11 protein-coding genes are annotated in these 17279 nt (G+C 66.0%); 6 read left to right on the forward strand and 5 right to left on the reverse strand.

All coding sequences use genetic code 11. The features are described 5' to 3' along the window. Positions 1 to 47: 47 nt before the first annotated feature. From recD to recC, 3 genes are read right to left on the reverse strand one after another with little or no spacing between them, the layout of a single operon-like run. The gene (gene recD / locus ACVOKO_RS03505; protein WP_346497327.1) at positions 48 to 1988 is read right to left on the reverse strand and encodes an exodeoxyribonuclease V subunit alpha; all 1941 of its coding nucleotides are present in this window, start codon (positions 1986 to 1988) and stop codon (positions 48 to 50) included. Then, positions 1985 to 5611 (reverse strand): exodeoxyribonuclease V subunit beta, encoded by a 3627-nt coding sequence (gene recB / locus ACVOKO_RS03510; protein ID WP_346497329.1) that lies wholly within the window; start codon positions 5609 to 5611, stop codon positions 1985 to 1987. Before recB ends, recD begins: the two co-directional genes overlap by 4 nt. Continuing rightward, positions 5608 to 8970 carry an exodeoxyribonuclease V subunit gamma gene (recC, locus tag ACVOKO_RS03515; RefSeq protein ID WP_346497331.1) on the reverse strand — a complete coding sequence of 1121 codons (3363 nt, stop codon included), beginning with the start codon at positions 8968 to 8970 and terminating at the stop codon, positions 5608 to 5610. The genes recB and recC overlap by 4 nt, the downstream gene beginning before the upstream one ends. Positions 8971 to 10177: 1207 nt before the next feature. Between recC and ACVOKO_RS03520 the strand changes: the two genes are divergently transcribed. The 6 genes from ACVOKO_RS03520 to ACVOKO_RS03545 all read left to right on the forward strand — a co-directional run bounded on the left by ACVOKO_RS03520 (position 10178) and on the right by ACVOKO_RS03545 (position 14521). Further along, positions 10178 to 10975, forward strand: coding sequence for an ABC transporter ATP-binding protein (locus ACVOKO_RS03520; RefSeq protein ID WP_346497333.1), 798 nt, complete (start codon positions 10178 to 10180; stop codon positions 10973 to 10975). Between the two features lie 199 nt (positions 10976 to 11174). Beyond that, positions 11175 to 11924, forward strand: a complete 750-nt coding sequence (locus ACVOKO_RS03525) for an MlaE family lipid ABC transporter permease subunit (protein WP_346497335.1) — start codon at positions 11175 to 11177, stop codon at positions 11922 to 11924. Between the two features lie 109 nt (positions 11925 to 12033). Next, positions 12034 to 12558 (forward strand): outer membrane lipid asymmetry maintenance protein MlaD, encoded by a 525-nt coding sequence (mlaD, locus tag ACVOKO_RS03530; protein WP_346497337.1) that lies wholly within the window; start codon positions 12034 to 12036, stop codon positions 12556 to 12558. Next, positions 12555 to 13223 carry an MlaC/ttg2D family ABC transporter substrate-binding protein gene (locus ACVOKO_RS03535; RefSeq protein ID WP_346497339.1) on the forward strand — a complete coding sequence of 223 codons (669 nt, stop codon included), beginning with the start codon at positions 12555 to 12557 and terminating at the stop codon, positions 13221 to 13223. Before mlaD ends, ACVOKO_RS03535 begins: the two co-directional genes overlap by 4 nt. After that, positions 13213 to 13521, forward strand: a complete 309-nt coding sequence (locus ACVOKO_RS03540) for an STAS domain-containing protein (RefSeq protein WP_346497341.1) — start codon at positions 13213 to 13215, stop codon at positions 13519 to 13521. Before ACVOKO_RS03535 ends, ACVOKO_RS03540 begins: the two co-directional genes overlap by 11 nt. 1 nt (position 13522) lies before the next feature. Beyond that, entirely contained in the window at positions 13523 to 14521 is a 999-nt protein-coding gene (locus tag ACVOKO_RS03545; RefSeq protein WP_346497343.1) for an MlaA family lipoprotein, read from the forward strand. A 196-nt stretch (positions 14522 to 14717) separates the two neighbouring features. On the opposite strand, the gene ACVOKO_RS03550 is transcribed toward ACVOKO_RS03545, so the two are convergent. After that, positions 14718 to 15263: a glutathione peroxidase gene (locus ACVOKO_RS03550; protein WP_346497345.1), complete on the reverse strand. Its 546-nt coding sequence runs from the start codon at positions 15261 to 15263 to the stop codon at positions 14718 to 14720. A gap of 419 nt (positions 15264 to 15682) precedes the next feature. Further along, positions 15683 to 17221 carry a DNA recombination protein RmuC gene (locus ACVOKO_RS03555; protein WP_346497347.1) on the reverse strand — a complete coding sequence of 513 codons (1539 nt, stop codon included), beginning with the start codon at positions 17219 to 17221 and terminating at the stop codon, positions 15683 to 15685. Positions 17222 to 17279: the final 58 nt, after the last annotated feature.

Below are 17279 nucleotides of genomic sequence, written 5' to 3' on the forward strand. Positions count from 1 at the left end.
GGGTTGGGGAGGGGTGCTTTTTGCGCGGACTGATCGCCCACCTTCGCCTACTTCAAAAGAGCGGGCGCCAACCGCTGCGCCAATCCCGACCAACGGCTGGCGTGGCGGGCCAGCGCCGCTTCAATCACCTCGGCGCTGCCGGCCAGATGCAGTCCATTGCGGGCGCGGGTAATGCCGGTGTACAGCAGCTCGCGGCTGAGCACGCGGTTGTCGCGGCGTGGCAGTTGCAGCCAGACCTGGTCGAACTCCGAGCCCTGCGCCTTGTGCACGGTCATCGCAAACGCGCTCTCGTGCAGCGGCAAGGCTGCCGGATGGAAGGCACGCGGGTTGGCCGGGTCGTCGCCCGGGAACCAGGCGCTGATGCTGCGGCCGTCGCCATCGCGTAGACAGATGCCGACATCGCCGTTGAACAGGCGGTGGCGATAACTGTTCTCGCCAATGATCAGTAGCCGGCCGTGGAACCAGCCCGGGCCCAGCGCGCGGCCGCGGTTGCCGGCCAACAGGTCTTCGATGCGGGCGTTGAGCCCGCGCGCGCCTTGCGGGCCTTCGCGCACCGCGGTGAGCAGGCGCATGCGACCGGCCAGCGCCAGCGCATCGGCCGGGCTGGCGGCATCGGCCAGTGACTGCCAGTACTGCTGCAGCGGCTCGCGCCAGGCCTGCAGGGGATCGATATCGCCTTCGTGGAAATGCACGCCGGACAGTTGCGCATCGCGCAGCAGTTGCAGCGTCTGTACGGCGTCGCCTTCGCGCATTGCCTTGGCCAGCGGCGACAGCTGCAGCGCTTCGCTCTGGCGGTAGCCGCGCTGCAGTTGCACGCGGGCACCGGCGAAGTCGGAAGGCTTGGATTCAATCGCCGCTGCCGGCAGTTCGCCCAGCAGTGCACGCAGCGCTTCTGCATCGGCCGCATTGCTGCGCTGGCCGTCACCGGCGGCGCGCAGGATGGCGCTGAGTACATCGCCCGCTTCCACCGATGGCAGCTGGTCGGGATCGCCGAGCAGCACCAGGCGCGTGCCCGGCGCGATTGCTTCGACCAGCTTGGTCATCAATGGCAGGTCGATCATCGAGGCTTCGTCGACCACGATGACGTCGTAGGGCAATGGGTTGTCGGCGTGGTGACGGAAGCGCGGGGAATCCGGGATCACGCCGAGCAGGCGATGCAAGGTGGTGCCGGTGCTGGGCAGTTGCTCGCACAGGGCGCTGTCGATGCCTTCCGCCGAGAGCTTCTGCAGGGCGTGGCGAAGGCTTTCGGCCATACGTTCGGCGGCGCGGCCGGTAGGCGCGGCCAGGGCAACGCGCGGCGCGGGCTGGTTTGTGGCCTGCGCCTGTGCGGCCAGCAGCACCAGCAGGCGGGTGATGGTGGTGGTTTTGCCGGTGCCGGGGCCGCCGGTGATCAGCAACAGATTGTGGCGCAGGGCGGTGGCTGCGGCTCTTGCTTGGTGGTCTAAAGGCTTGCCCTCATCCGCCCTTCGGGCACCTTCTCCCGCAGGCGGGAGAAGGAAGAGATCCGGCTGCACTGAGGTCTGTGGGTCTTGCGGCGCGGCCTGCCCTGGAAACAAGCGCGCAAACACCTCGGCCAATCCAGCCACATCCTCACCAGCAACCGGCGCCTGCCCGATCCGCTGCAGACCCGCCGCCAAGCGGCGCTCATACTCACGATAGCGGCGCAGATACAGCAATCCGTTTTCCCAGACCAGCGGCGCCTGTTCCGACTCCGCGTTGTTATCCACAGCACCGGCTATCCACTTCGACTCAGCCAGCTGCGCAATCCACTCCTCGGCCGCCGGCCATTCCACGCCAGCATCCACCAGCCGCTGCGGCTGGCTCGGATCAAAGCCCGCGTGGCCCTGCGATACCGCCAGCGACGCCAAGGCCGCCGCCGCCAGCACCGCATCCGGCGTTTCCGGGTCCAAACGGCGCAGGCTCTGCGCCAGCGCGTGATCCAGCGCGCGCAATGCGCTGGCTTTGTTCAAAGCGGCCAGCAGGCTCATGCCTCGCCTCCCAGTCGTGCCAACAAGGCCGCATGGCCGCCGCGGCCACCGGCAAACAATTCATCCACCGCGTGCACCAGCTCCGGTGCGAAGTTGTGCGCGTACAGACCCGGTGACTGCGTACGCGTTGCATCCAGCCCACGGCAGAACAGATAACGGATGCCACCGAAGTCACGCGCATAGTCGTAACCGGCACCGACGCGGAAGCGCAGCCAGCGGTGCAGGGCCACGGTGTAGATCAGCGCCTGCAGGTCGTATTCGCTATGGCGCATGGCCGCGTCCAGTTGCGCCGGGGCGTAATCGGGCAGGCGGTTGGATTTGTAATCGAGCACATACCAACGCCCGTCGCGGACGTAGGTAAGGTCGATCTTGCCGGTCATCAGCCCTTCCAGCTGGCGGCGCAGGCCAAAACCGTGGCGGCCGCGCACAACCCCGTGTGCATGCAGCACGCGCAGCAGTGCCGGCACCGTGGTCGGCTGCATGGCGAAGTGGAACTCGATTTCGGCACGGCGCTCGCCCTCGCCCAGCGAATGCAGGGCGCCGCCTTCGGGCAGGGTGACGGTCAGGGTCTGGCCGATCAGCTGGGTCAGCAGCGCCACGCCATCGGCGATCTCCTCGTCGATATAGCCATCGGCACGCAGGGCTTTTTCGATGATCTCGCCCTGCCCCTCCGGTGCCACCGCGCTGGGCTGCCAGTCACGCCAGTCGCCGAAGTCGACGTTTTCCAGCGCGGCATGCAGCACGTTGCCGAAACGGCTGCCGGCAAAACGCGGATCAAACACTTCCGGCTGTGCGGCGTTGGGTTCGCTGGCCGGCTCCGCGTCCACATCGACCTGCGCCGGTTCGTCGGCGGCACCGCCGCTGTCTTCGGTGGATGCGGCGGCGGTGTCGTGGCCGCCTTCGGCATGGGCCAGCTGGGTGAAGCTGTACACCCACCAGTCGTGCGGCACGCTGCGGCGTACGTCGCGCACCGGCGGCAGGGCCTGCTCACGCTCGGGTGGCAGCCGCGCCGGCGCCGGGCCGGTGTCGCCTTCGATCACCTCGATGTCGGCGTGCGCCGGCAAGCCCTGCAGCATCGGCCCCAGCCGCGAGGTGGCCAGGCCGGTCAAAGCGCCACCGCTTATCCACAAGGCATGCTCGGCGCGGGTCAGGCCGACGTAGAGCAGGCGCGCGGTCTCGGCTTCTTCATCGGCGTTGACCTGCTGGCCGATGGCCTTCCAGTCCGGGTCTTCCTTGTCGATCTTCCAGTGCAGCACGCGTTGTTCGCCGTCGTGCACGGTGCGGTGGTTGCTGCTGTCAGGCGCATTGGTGGCGATGCCGACGAAGGGCAGGTAGACCAGCGGGTACTCCAGGCCCTTGCTCTTGTGCAGGGTGATGATCTGCACGCGGCGCGCGTCCGATTCCAGCCGCAGCAGCTGCGCTTCGTCGCCTTCATCGGCGTGTGCGATCTGGCTCTGCAGCCAGTCCAGCAGGCCGTGCAGGCCGATGCTGCGATTGCTGGCTTCCTGCAGGGTTTCGGCCAGCTGCAGGTAGTTGGTCAGGCGGCGCTCGCCGTCGATCAGCAGCAACAGGCGTTCGGCCTGTTCGGCGCACAGGTCCGACAACAAGGCCAGCACGCCGCCGCGCTGCCAGCGCTCGCGCCATTGCAACAAGCGTTCCTGGTGCAGGCGCTGTTGTTCGCCTTCGTATTCCATCGCGGCGATGCGGGCAGCGCTCTCGCCCAGCAGCACGGTGGCCAGCGCGGCGCGCAGGCGGCCTTCGTCGGCCGGTTGCAGCAGGGCCAGCAACAGCAGGCGCAGTTCGTGGGCTTCGGCGCTGGCGAACAGGCTCTGCTTGCCGGCGGCTACCGCCGGGATGCCCAGTGCCGCCAAGGCCTGCTGCACGCGCGAGGCTTCCTTGTGCGAGCGCACCAGCACGGCGATATCGCCCGGTTGCACCGGTTTGCCATCGACCAGCGCGCGGCCTTCGCGGGCGGCACTGAGCACCCTGTGGATATCTGCAACGCAAGCGGCGGTGGCGGCATCGCGCGAGGCATCGGCCTTCAGCGGTTTGCCATCGGCATCACCGGCAATCAGCTGCAGGGTCAGCGCGGGCGCGGGCTTGCCGTCGAACAGATAGTCGGCGTCGCTGCGCTTGCTGCCCGGCAGGACCGGCTCGAACTGGATGCGTTCGTCGAGGAAGGCTTCGGGGCCGGCGTTGTCGTACAGCGCCTGGATCGCACGCAGCACGCCCGGGCGCGAGCGGAAGTTGCGATCCAGCGCCGGCGCGGCTTCGGCCAATGCCTTGGCCTGCAGATAGGTATGCACATCGCCACCACGGAAGCCGTAGATGGCCTGCTTGGGGTCGCCAATCAGGAACAGTGCGGCTGCCTCATCATCCGCAGCGAAGATGCGGCGGAAGATGTCCCACTGGCGCGGATCGGTGTCCTGGAATTCGTCGACCAGGGCAAAGCGGTACTGCGCGCGCAGGCGTTCGGCCAGATGCGCGCCGTGCGAACCGTGCAGGGCGTTGGCGACGTTGTCGATCAGGTCGTCATAGGTCTGCTGGCGGCGCAGCTGCTTGAGCTTGGCCAGCCGCTGGCGGACCTCGTCGCGCAGCTGGTGCAGCAGCACGATGGATTGCTGGCGCTGCCACTGCGTGACCTGCGCCAGTGCCTGCAGGTAGTCGGCAATCAGTGGCTGCAGCGGTGATTGCGGGGTGCTGCCGGCCTTGGCCTTGTTGGTCTTGGCGGTCAGTGCCTCCAGCGTCAGTCGTTCCAGACGCTCGTCCAGTTCGGCGCTCGGATCCGGATGGCGGCTCCACTGCAGCAGTTGCTGGAACAGCGGCTCGATCCAGTCGGGCTTGTAGCTGGCCTTGTTGAGGATGCCGCCATCAAGCGCGCCGCGCAGCTGCTGCAGGTAGCTCTCGCCGTGTTCTTCAAAGGCGGCGGCAAGACGCTGCGCGGCGCCGTCGCGGAAGGGGCGCGTGTCTTCGATCAGGCGCTGCGGCGGCTGTGGATAAAGCGGCAGCTCGGCAGCCAACGCGGGCAGATCGCGGGCCAGGGCATCGGGACTTTTCCACAGACCCAGCAAGGCCTCCAGATGCTCGCCCTGCCCTGCATGCAGGCGCCACAGGTCGGCAGCCAACTCATCATGCAGCGCGCGGGTATTGGCCAGCAGCTCGGGCGCGGCAAAGGTGTGGCCGCTCTCCAGCGCGTATTCGCCCAGCACCCGCGTGCAGAAGCCGTGGATGGTGAAGATGGAAGCCAGGTCGGTTTCTTCGGCGGCAATACGCAGGCGCCGGCCCAACTGCGCGGCGCTTTCCGTGCCCTGCTGCAGATGACGTTGCAGGATGGCGCGGGTGAGTGTGGTTTCCGGGCTGTCGTCTTCTGCAGCCGTGCTGTCGACCACGCGCGCGGCCAGTTCCAGCCGCTCACGGATGCGCTTGCGCAGCTCCTGGGTGGCGGCATCGGTAAAGGTCACCGCCAGGATCTGGCCCATGCGCAGGCCCTGTTCCACCACCAGACGGGTGAACAGCGTGGCCAGGGTGAAGGTCTTGCCGGTGCCGGCGCTGGCCTCGATCAGGCGCAGGCCATCCAGCGGCAGATGCAGATAGGGATCGGATTGCAGCGCTTCGGTGCTCATGCGCCGGCTCCATTCAGTGCATCGGCCTGTTCGTCGAAATCGGGCAATACGCGGCCCTCGCGCAGGGCGGTAAATATCAACAAGGCGTTGTGGATAAACCTGTGTGTAGTGGCCGGCGAAGCGAACGGATCGCGGCCGCGCAAGGCCAGTTGCAGAGCTTCGCCATTGCGCTCGCCCCAGCTGTGTTCGCTGCCGAACCAGCGTGCCTGGGCGGCGCTTTCACGTTTGTCATCGGCTGCGTTATAGACCTCCCAGCCGGTGTACGGGGCGAACAGCAGCGGTTGCTGCATGCCTTCGGAACGTAGCTGCAGCAAGGCTTTCAGGGCTGTTTTCGCGGTTTCAGGCGACAGCGCCGGCAACTGATGCGGGCCATAGCCGGCCTGCCCGTTGTCATGGAACTGCAGCATCGCCGACGGTGTTCCCGCCGCATTGGCCAACAGCCAATCCAAGCCGCCGCGCAGCACATAGGCCACACCTGCGGCACCGGCCTGCAGGCGCACCAGCCCCTGTGGATGGATTTGATCGACACGCCCATGCAGGCGCACGCCATCCAGTTCAACTTCGTAGCGCTGCGAGTCCAGCGGCTGCCCGTCGTACCACTGCGAAAACGCCTCCGCACAGGGGCGGATGCGGCTGAGCATGCGTTCGAACTGCTGCCGTCCCAATGCACCTGAAGGCAACAAAGCGCGGGCACGCAGGCGCTGGTACAGCCCGGCTTCGCGCCCCTGCAGCAGCGCACTGAGCACGTGCTGCTGCAATGAGGAATGCAGGCGGCCACCGCCGGGCACCAGCAGTGGCTCGATGTCTTCGCTGTCGTCTATTTCGCCCGCCAGACGCAAACCCAGGCGCTGGCTGAGGAACTGCCCGGCCGGGTCGCTGATGAAGCGCCGCAGTGCGTCCAGCGACAGGCTGTCGTCGTTGAGCGCGCTGGGCAGCGGCGCATCCAAGGGCCCATCGAACCACGGTGCCAGGCGCTGGCGACTGCCGCCAACCGCGCTGGCGGCCGGGTGCCACTGGCGCCGATAACTGAAACGCCGCGGTTCGCCATCGCCACCAAACGCGGCCGGGGCGAACGGCTGCAGCGGATGCCGCACCACCAGCTGCTTGCGGGCCGCAGCGGCATCCTGCTGATAGGCGGCCGCCGCATTGACCAGTTCGCTGACCAGCACCGACGGCTCACGCACGCTGCCATCGCGGGCATCGGCGCCCAGATAGCTCAGGTAGAACACTTCCTGGGCGGAAGCGAACAGCTGCAGGAACAGGAAGCGGTCGTCCTCGCGCAGCGAGCGATCGCCGTAGCGGCGGCGCTCGGTGCCGAGTTCGGCGGTAAGCCGGCTCAGGCCGGCGGCCGGGTCGCGGCGCGGGAAATCGCCATCGTTCAAACCCAGCACGCAGATCACCCGGAACGGCAGCAGGCGCATCGGCACCATGCGGCCAAAACTGATGCCGCCGGTCAGCAGCGGCGCGCGGGTATCGGCCTCGGACAATACCGAGGCGAAATGCGCACGCACCACTTCGGCCGGCACCGGCGCATCGAAGCCGGCCTTGTTGGCTTCCTCGGCGAACTCGTTGACCAGTTTGCGCAGCCGGTCCAGCGCGCGCACGGCGGACGGCTCGCTCGGGTTTTCAGGCAGCAATGCATTCAACAGGCCGAGCAGGCGCTCACGCCATTGGTTAGGACTCAGGGCTTCGGCCAGGGTCTTCTGGTGACGGGCCAGCACCCGCAACAGGCGGATCAGCGCATCCAGCGCGGCCAGGCCGCCGCCTTCCAGTTCCGGCCACGGGGCGACACCGCCGATGTCCTCATCGCTGCCGCTGGCGTGGCCGAGCAGCAGCCGGTCCAGCGCGAACTGCCAGGTGTAGGCATCGTCGGCCGGTGCCTGATGCTGCTGGCGGTGCCTGGCATCCAGCCCCCAGCGCGCGCCGGCGGCCTGCAACCAGGCGTGCAGGCGCTCGAAGGCAGCCGCATCCAGGCCAGAGGCCGATGCCAGCGGTGCGCTGGACAGCAGATCGAGGATTTCATTGAGGCCGAAGCGCGACACCGGCAGGCCCAGCAGCTGCACGAAAACCTCGGCCAGCGGCTCGCCCTGCAGCGGGCTGGCATCGGCCAGTGCCCACGGAATATGCGCGTCGTTGCCGCCGCGGCCGCCAAACACCGATTCCAGATACGGCACGTAGGGATCGATATCCGGCGCCAGCACGGCGATTTCGCGCGGCTGCAGCGGTGGATCGAAACGCGGGTCTTCCAGCAGCGCACGCAGCTGTTCGTGCAGCACCTGCATCTCGCGCAGGCGGGTGTGGCAGGCGTGGATCTGGATGCTGGGGTCGTCCAGCCGCAAGGCTTCGAGCAGCGGTGGCGAGGGCAGCGCGCGGCGATGGAACAGGTCGGCCTGCAGGCGATGCAGCAGGCTGTCGCCCAGGCCGCCGGCATCCAGGCCCGGCACCGGGATGCTTTCCGGATCGACATAGGCGGCGATTTCGCCGCTGGGGTGGACCACTTCGTAATCGCCCAGCACCGCCATGAAGTCGCGGCCGGCCTCGCCCCAGGCCTGCAGCAGCGGGTTCTCGCCGGCCTCGATGCCGAACGGCTCGGCCAGCCCGCTGCGCAGCTTTTCCTTCAAGGTCTGCAGGTCGCCCCAGTAGGAGCGGGTCGGCGTCGGCATATAGAAGTGCAGCGTGCCGACCCGCGCCTGGGTGGCGATCACCCGCAGTACGTCCGGCGAGACATTGAGCGTGGCGAAGGCGAACAGCCGCTGCGGCAGTCCCTGCGGCAAGGGCTGGTGCTCGCCCTCGAAGCGGGCCAGGTAGTCGTTGATGCGGCGCGCGCGGTAGTTCTGGCCGCCGGCGATATGCCGCCACAGGATGGCCTGCGGGTCGTCCGGCTCGGCACCGTCCTCCCAACGCAGCAGCCAATCACGGCGCCAGGCCTGGTATTTCTCGAACACCCCGCCCAGCTCGGCCGCCAGCGCCCAGGGCCGCAGCGGGTCGTCGCGGTCCAGGTAGGCACGCAACCCGCCCATCGCCGGTTTCTGCATCACCGTGCTGTCGGTCAACGCCCCATACAGCCGCCAGTGCAGGCCGGTGGCGCCCAGGTCATCGCGCTCGCCGGGCACATTGGCCTTGAGCGCCTTGGCGACAAACTCGCCTGGCGTCAGGAATTCGAGATTGGCCGACACCCCGTACTCGGCCGCCAGGGTGGACTGCAGCCAGCGCCGCATCGCCACCTGCGGGATCAGCACGATATCGGCGGCCAACAAGGGCTGGCCGGGGGCCGGCTCACGCAGCGCGTGGGCCAACAGCTGGGCCAACACGTCCAGGGCATTGGAGTGGTACAGGCGGAAATCGGGGGCATTGCTCATCGCGCCATCTTGCCGCAGTGCGATGGGTTCGACGAGTGATCCGCGGGGTATGTGGTGGATGAGCGGCTGGGTTGCGGCGCTTGGCAGCTATGTCTGACGGCAAGCTGCCGCAGTGGCTTGCCGGTTCAACCAATGTCCAGCAGGCGCGGCGCAGTGATCAAACATCAATCTTCTGATGAAAAACCAAGACTCAAATGGCACGTCAGGTTCAAAACTCCACTCCGCGGATGACGCCGTCCATCAACCCTTTACTTCGATCGAAGAGATCAATTTGATGACGTTACCTGGCCTCCACAACCTGCAGCGTCGTCGCTATAGATACCGCATCCGGAGCGTCGGAGTCAGATTGAAAGAAAATCGAACCGTCAGATCCACTGGCTTCACGGCAAATCGGTTTATCGAATCTGGCGCTGCCAACCAAGGGATTCGAACCGCTTCACCAGGAGAGAGAACTTGCACCTGTTTGGCCAAAGTTGAACTGGGTGGTCCCATGCACAATCGGCTCTCCTTTCCCGAGTGATTATCAATAAGAATCACCTTTGGCCCTCGCCTCCGGTAGTACTCAATTGGCAACGACACAGGCTGCTCGCCTGCGTTGAGTAGTTCCAATTCCACGTGGATCATCTCGTCGATGAAGCGACAGGGATTGCCGTCAAGGCAACGAGCACGCAGCTCAATCGTGGAAGCAGTTTCCCCGCTATGCGCGGACAAGGGCAACAATAGAATCAGGATCAACAAGAGACGACGCACATGACCTCCCGGCCGATTCTCCGGCTCAAAAATTCCTGAACTTCAAGACCTATGTTCCAGGCATTGGGGCATCGCCCACTACGATCAGCGTCCTTGCCATCGTGCTCGGCCCCTCCATGGCCGTCGCAGTGATTGCACTCGGGCTGGACCTTAGTCCCCTGACGCTTGATCAAGAATGGGATGTGTCTGGAAGTGGCCTGGTCCTGCAGCCTGGGCGGTTCCCGTCATTGAGCGGGGGCTCGCCGCCGGGAACCGGGCAGGCTGTACCCGCCACGGCTTGTGCACACAGGCCCCGGACGCCGATTCGGCCACTGGGGAGACAGTGTGTTGCCACCAATACCGACCTGCAGCGCATGCCGGGAGGCACTTGGGATGCGACAATACTGCACGGTCCAGTACGCTTATGTTCAGGCGCAGCTGGCAATCCTAGAACGTTGGTTTTCCGTTAAAGGCCACCATGCCCTCAGCTCGGACTCCCTTGGTGCAGTTGTCCAACGTGCGAATCGATCGCGGCGGACGCACCATTCTGCGCGACGTTTCGCTGCAGGTACCGCAAGGCAGCATCACCGCTGTGCTGGGTCCGTCGGGCAGTGGCAAGTCAACCATGTTGGCGGCGCTGACCGGTGAGCTGCGGCCGGTGTCCGGCACCGTGCAGTTGTTCGGTCGGGATATCCCGCACGGCAACCGTGACCTGCTGGAGATGCGCAAGAACGTCGGCGTGCTGCTGCAGGGCAACGGTCTGCTGACCGACCTGAGCGTGGCCGACAACGTGGCGCTGCCGCTGCGGGCACATACCAAGCTGCCCGAGCCGGTGCTGCAGCGCCTGGTACAGATGAAGCTGCACGCGGTTGGCCTGCTGGCCGCTGCCGATGCCTGGCCGCGCGAGCTGTCCGGCGGCATGGCGCGGCGTGTGGCCTTGGCCCGCGCCTTGGCGCTGGACCCGCCGCTGATGATCTACGACGAGCCGCTGACCGGGCTGGACCCGATCGCCTCGGGCGTGATCATGAGCCTGATCCAGCGCTTGAATGACAGCCTGGGCCTGACCAGCATCATCGTCAGCCACCATGTGCATGAAACCCTGCCGATCTGCGATCAGGCGGTGGTGATCGCCAATGGCGGCATCGTGTTCTCCGGTACGCCGGATGCGCTGCAGGCCACGACCGACCCGCTGGTGCGGCAGTTCCTGCACGGCGAGCCGGACGGCCCGATCCCGTTTGACGCGCCCACGCGCAGCTACGGTTTGGAGAAGGCGTGATGGTGACACTGCACGCGAAGTCCGCTTTTGGCCCCCTCTCCTGCGAAGCGGGAGAGGGCTGGGGTGAGGGCGCTTTTGAAGGCGCTTTTGAAGCTGGTGTTGCCAAAGCTGCCCTCATCCGCCCTTCGGGCACCTTCTCCCCTAAACGGGAGAAGGGCTTGTCGTCCAGCACCTTCAGTAGCTCAAGGGACGCCAGCTGATGCCCTTCACCTCTTCCATCCGCTCGCTGGGCCGTGCCGGGCTGTTCTCGTTGACCGTACTGCGTGGCTCGGTACCGACCCGCGACTTCCTGGCCGAACTGACCCGCGAGATCTACAAGATCGGTGCGCGTTCGCTGCCGATCATTGCCGTTGGCGGCGCGTTTGTCGGCCTGGTGCTCACCCTGCAGGGCTACCGCACGCTGACCACCTTTGGTGCGTCCGATGCGCTGTCCACCCTGCTCGGGCTGTCGCTGTACCGCGAACTGGCACCGGTGCTGACCGCGCTGCTGTTCATCGGCCGCGCCGGCAGCTCGATCGCCGCCGAACTGGGGCTGATGCGTGCCACCGACCAGATCAAGGCGCTGGAGCTGATGGCCATCGATCCGATCGCCAAGGCGGTGGCGCCGCGCTTCTGGGCGGCGGTGCTGACCGTGCCGTTGCTGACCGGCATCTTCTGCTCGCTGGCCATCGCCGGTGGTTACTTCGAAGCGGTACACATCCTGGGCCAGGACAACGGCACGTTCTGGTCGGGGCTGCGTGGCAGCGTCGATTTCTGGGACGACTTTGCGGTGGCCCTGCTCAAGTCGGCGATCTTCGGCGGTACTGCGGCGCTGGTTGCCGCGTATGTCGGCTTCCATGCCGAGCCGACCATCGAAGGCACCTCGGTGGCCACCACCCGCGCCGTTGTAAACGCCTCGTTGCTGGTGCTGATGTTCAACTTCGTGTTGTCGGCACTGCTGTTCCAATGATGCGGGTCAACCGCACAAGCCCGCGCATCCGTGTGCGGGAAGTCAATAAAAACCCGAACAATCCGCTTCGCACTGCGAAGCAACAGCTGGATCAGGAGTGAGACACAACATGGCCATCCGTGGACCCAGACTCGAATTTTCCGTCGGCGCCTTCCTGCTGCTGGCCCTGGCTTCGTTGCTGGTGCTGGCCGTGGCCTCCACCAACCAGCGCTTCGGCATGGGCGGTGGCGACTATGAATTGAAGGCACGCTTCAGCCAGATCGGGCAGCTGCGCAAGCAGGCGCCAGTGAAGGTTGGCGGTGTGACCATCGGCCAAGTAGCTGACATTCAGCTCGACCCGACTAAATACGATTCCATCGTGACCCTGGCGTTGGACAGCAAGTTCAAGGACCTGCCGGCCGACACCTCCGCCGGCATCTACACCAGCGGGCTGCTGGGCGAGAGCTACATCGGCCTGCAGCCGGGCGGCGATCCGGACGTATTGAAGTCCGGCGATGAAATCGTCTTCACCCAGCCGGCGGTGGACCTGCTGCAGCTGGTAGGCAAATACATGTTCAGCGGTGGCGGCAATACCGGCGCTGCTGCCAACGACACCCACGGCGCAGACGCGCCCGCAACGGAACCGCAACCATGAAAGTGAAACTGCTTACCGCCGTGCTTGCTGCGGCCCTGCTGGCCACCGCGCCGTCGGTCACGCTGGCGCAGGCGCGCCCGGCCGCAACCGCCGCGCAGCCTTCGGCCGCCGCCCGCACCGTGCTGGATTCCAGCACCCGCATCATCAACGCCCTGCAGACCCGTCGCGCCGAGTTCCGCGCCAACCCGGCAACGCTGCGCAGCTACATCGATGGTGAGCTGAGCCGCGCCTTCGATCGCGACTACGCCGCCCGCCTGGTGCTGGGCGTGCACGGCCGCGGCGCCGCCGATGCCGACATCAAGCTGTTCGCCGATGCCATGGCCGACAACCTGATGTCGCGCTACGGCTCGGCCCTGCTCGACATCCAGGGCAAGCCCAGCTTCCGCTACAAGAGCGAGCAGCCGCTGCCGGGCAATCGCGGCGTCAAGGTGTCCACCGAGCTGGTGCGCGCCGGCAGCGAGCCAACCCCGGTCGAGTACCTGATGCGCAACGTCGATGGCCAGTGGAAGATCTTCGACGTGATGATCGAAGGCATCTCCTACGTGCAGACCTTCAAGAACCAGTTCGATGCACCGCTGCGGCAGAAGTCGATCAAGCAGGTGGCCACCGAACTGCGCAGCGGCAGCATGCAGGCCAACGCCGGCCCGGCTCCCCGTGGCAAGTAACGCGACCTTCCGCACCGAGGGCGACACCCTGCTTTTGGCAGGGGTGATCGACCGCGCGGCGGTGGTTGCACTGTGGCCGCAGCTGGCGCGCGGGCTTGGCCCCGTACGCCAGCTCGATCTGCAGGCAGTGGAGCGCATCGACAGTGCCGGTCTGGCCTTGTTGAGTGAGCTCGCTGCACGGCTGCGCGCGCAAGCTGGCGGCAACGTCAGTGGTGCGCCGGCTGGACTGGACGAATTGTGTGCGGCCTACCGGCTGTCGCCGTCCCTCGATTTCAACGCCTCCTCGGCAGGAAGCTGACATGAAACTTTTCCGCACCCTTCTCCTTCTGCTCGTCGTGGCCCTGCTTGCGGCCTGTGCCGGCAAGCCGGCGCGCGATGCCATGCCGGCCACCACGCTGGTTGCACCGGCGGCCACCGAGCCGGCCGCGGACACCGCTGCAGCGGCGCCCGCTCCGATGCAGGACACGGCCAGCAACAGCGGCGCTACGCAGCAGGACAATGCAGCTGCCGGTGCCAGCGATGCCACCGCACCGACCGGTGCCGAAGACGACTTCGCTGCGTTGTACGGCGGTCCGGCACCGGGCAGCGAAGGCCAGAACGGCGCGGCCGCCGCCAGCATGACCTACGACCCGTGGGAGAAGTACAACCGCGGCGTGCACCGCTTCAACAACGCGGTTGACCGCACGGTCGCGCGCCCGCTGGCCACCGCCTATGTCAACGTGGTGCCGCAGTTCGCACGTACCGGCGTGAGCAACTTCTTCAGCAACCTGCGCTCGCCGTTGACCATGGTCAACCAGGTGCTGCAGGGCCATGCCGATGATGCCTGGGACACGCTGGGCCGCTTCCTGATGAACTCCACCTTCGGCATTGGTGGCTTGTTCGACCCGGCCAGCAAGGCGATGGTGCCCAAGCGCAGCGAAGATTTCGGTCAGACGCTGGGTGCGTGGGGCTGGCGCGGCTCACGCTATGTGGAGCTGCCTTTCTTTGGCCCGCGCACCGTGCGTGATGTGTTCGGCCTGGCCGGTGACATTCCGCTGTCGCCGATGCGTCAGATCGAGATGGACAAGGTCCGTATCGGCCTGCAGGGCCTGCAGCTGGTGGACATGCGCGCACAGCTGATGGCCGTGGATTCGCTGCGTGACACTGCGGTGGACGAGTACGCATTGACCCGCGATGCCTGGCTGCAGCGCCGCACCTACCAGATCGAGAAGGATCTGCGCCATGGCGGCAAGCGCGACGACGACGACCAGCCCACGATTCCGGTCGACGCGATGCCGATGCCGAACTGGGGCGACTGATCCTGGTTGTTGCTGGTTAGTCTCCAGCGACATACAAAAAGCCCGGGGAAACCCGGGCTTTTTGTTTGCTTCTTTTTTGTGGGAGCGGTGTCAACCGCGAAGCTGGCTGGTCAACAGATCGCGGTTGGATGCGGTTGCCATGCAATGTCAGCTTCGCGGCTGATGCCGCTCCCACAAGAACACAACTGTGGCTGCTTTACGCTGCCAGCGCTGCGTCCACTGCCTTGCGCAGGCCTTCGTCATCGGCGCTGGTGTCCGGGGCGAAGCGAGCGACGACGGTGCCGTCCTTGCCGATCAGGAACTTCTCGAAGTTCCACAGCACGGCCGGGGCCGGGTTGGCCTCGATGCCGAAGCCGACCAGCTTCTCGCGCATCGGGCCTTCGCCGATGGCGGCCGGCTGGGCGGCGGTCAGCTGCTGGTACAGCGGGTGGATGTCGTCACCGGCAACGCTGATCTTGGAGAACATCGGGAAGCTGACGTCATAGGTCAATGCGCAGAACTGCTTGATCTCGTCCTCGCTGCCCGGCTCCTGGCCATTGAAGTTGTTGGCCGGGAAACCCAGCACTTCCAGGCCGGCGTCCTTCTTTTCGCGGTACAGCTTTTCCAGGCCTTCGTACTGCGGGGTGAGACCGCACTTGGAGGCGGTGTTCACCACCAGCAGCACCTTGCCGCGGTAGTCGGCCAACGCTGCCGGCGCGCCGTCGATGGTGGTCAGCGCGATGTCGTAAACAGAAGCGGTCATGCGGTTGCCTGCTTGGGGGGTTGGAAAGCCCAAGCATAAACGGCGGCCGTGGCGCTGGCACGACCATCAGGTTGTAACACTGGGTTCTGTAGTGGTGCCGAACCAGGCTTGGCTACTGCATTACCTGTAGAGCCGAGCCATGCTCGGCTGGAGCGTTACCGGTAGAGCCTCTGCCGAGCATGGCTCTGCACTACAGTGGGATTGCTGGTGGAGCTCCTGCCTAGCATGGCTCGGCACTACATGGGTGTTGCTGGCATTTTGTGGGAGCGGCGTGAGCCGCGAAGCCAGTGCTGCATTGGCCTGCGAAAAGCCAACCCCTCCCCAACCCTCCCCTTCGCGATGCGAAAGGGAGAGAGCCGAGCATGGCTCGGCACTACATCGGGATTGCTGGTAGAACCTCTGCCGAGCATGGCTCGGCACTACGCTGTGGGGCTTTCGTCTTCTGCTTCGTCGGCTTCGTCGTCGGTGCCCAGCATTGCCTGCGAGGCGTCGCTGGACAGCGACTCCACGCCGCGCAGCTTACGCTCGATGGTGCGGGTCTTGCGGCTGGCGTCGCCCAGGCTCTTGCCGACGGTATTGATCTGCTTCTCGGCCTTCTCAAGGATGCCGGCGAACTTGCCGAACTCGCTCTTGACCGCGCCCAGCAGGCTCCACACTTCCGAGGAACGCTGCTCGATGGCAAGGGTGCGGAAGCCCATCTGCAGACTGTTCAACAACGCGGTCACCGTGGTCGGGCCGGCGATCACCACCCGGTGCTCGCGCTGCAAGGCATCCACCAGGCCGGCGCGGCGGATCACTTCGGCATACAAGCCTTCGGTCGGCAGGAACATCACCGCGAAGTCGGTGCTGTGCGGCGGCACGATGTACTTCTCGCTGATCGACTTGGCCTGGATGCGGATCGCCCGTTCCAGCTGGTTGCCGCAGTTGCGTACCGCATCCACGTCGCCGGCTTCCTGCGCATCGAGCAGGCGTTCGTAATCCTCGCGCGGGAACTTGGAATCGATCGGCAGCCACACCGGCGTACCGGCATCGCTGCGGCCGGGTAGGCGCACGGCAAAATCCACCATCTCGCCGCTGTCGGCGCGCAGCTTGACGCCACGTGCGTACTGCTCGGCAGTGAGCGTCTGCTCAAGGATGTTGTCCAGCTGCACTTCGCCCCAGCCGCCACGGTTCTTGACGTTGCTCAGCACGCGCTTGAGATCGCCCACGCCGGTGGCCAGCTGCTGCATTTCACCCAGCCCGCGCTGCACCTGCTCCAAACGCTCGGAGACCAGCTTGAACGAGGAGTCCAGGCGCGTATTGAGCGTGCTCTGCAGCTTCTCGTCCACGGTCTGCCGCATCAGTTCGAGCTTGGCGGCGTTGTCGCCCTGCAGGTCCTTCAGGCGCGCTTCCAGGGTCTGCCGCATCTCGGTGATGCGCTGCTCATTGCGCTGTGTCAGCTCCCCCAGTTTCTGGTTGAGGGTTTCGCCAAAGCGCAGCTGTACCTGTGCGCCCTCTTCGCGGCCCTTGCGGGTTTCCTCCACCAGGCTCTGCTGCAGGCCGGCCAGCTGCCGCGCGAAGGCTTCCATGCGCGCTTCCTGCTGCTGGCCGAACACGTCGAGCTGGCCGCGCACATCCTGCAGCCGCGTGCCCAGCAACTGCGCAAGCAACTGCTGGGCGTTGGCGGTTTCCTCGCGGCCCTTGCGGGCGTCGTCGTTGAGGCTGTCGCGCAGCAGGTCCAGGCGCTGGTCGGTGCGGGTGGACAGGTCGCTGAGGTTGCGGCCGAAGCCATCGCTGCGGATGTCCTGCTGCCGCGCCATGGTTTCCAGTTGCTCGCGCAGCTCGCCACGGCCGCTGCGTTGTTCTTCGCGCAGGGCATTTTCCAACGTGGACGTGTCATTACGGCGCAGCAACAGCAACAGCTGCAGCACGAGGACGGCGACCAGCAGGCCGCCAAGGATCAGGGTTTCAGTTTGCATGGGGAGAAGTGTAGCCCTGCCCGTCTCAGAAGCTGATCCGGCAGCTTGTCGGCTGGTG

Source organism: Stenotrophomonas sp. STEN240 (assembly GCF_056756175.1).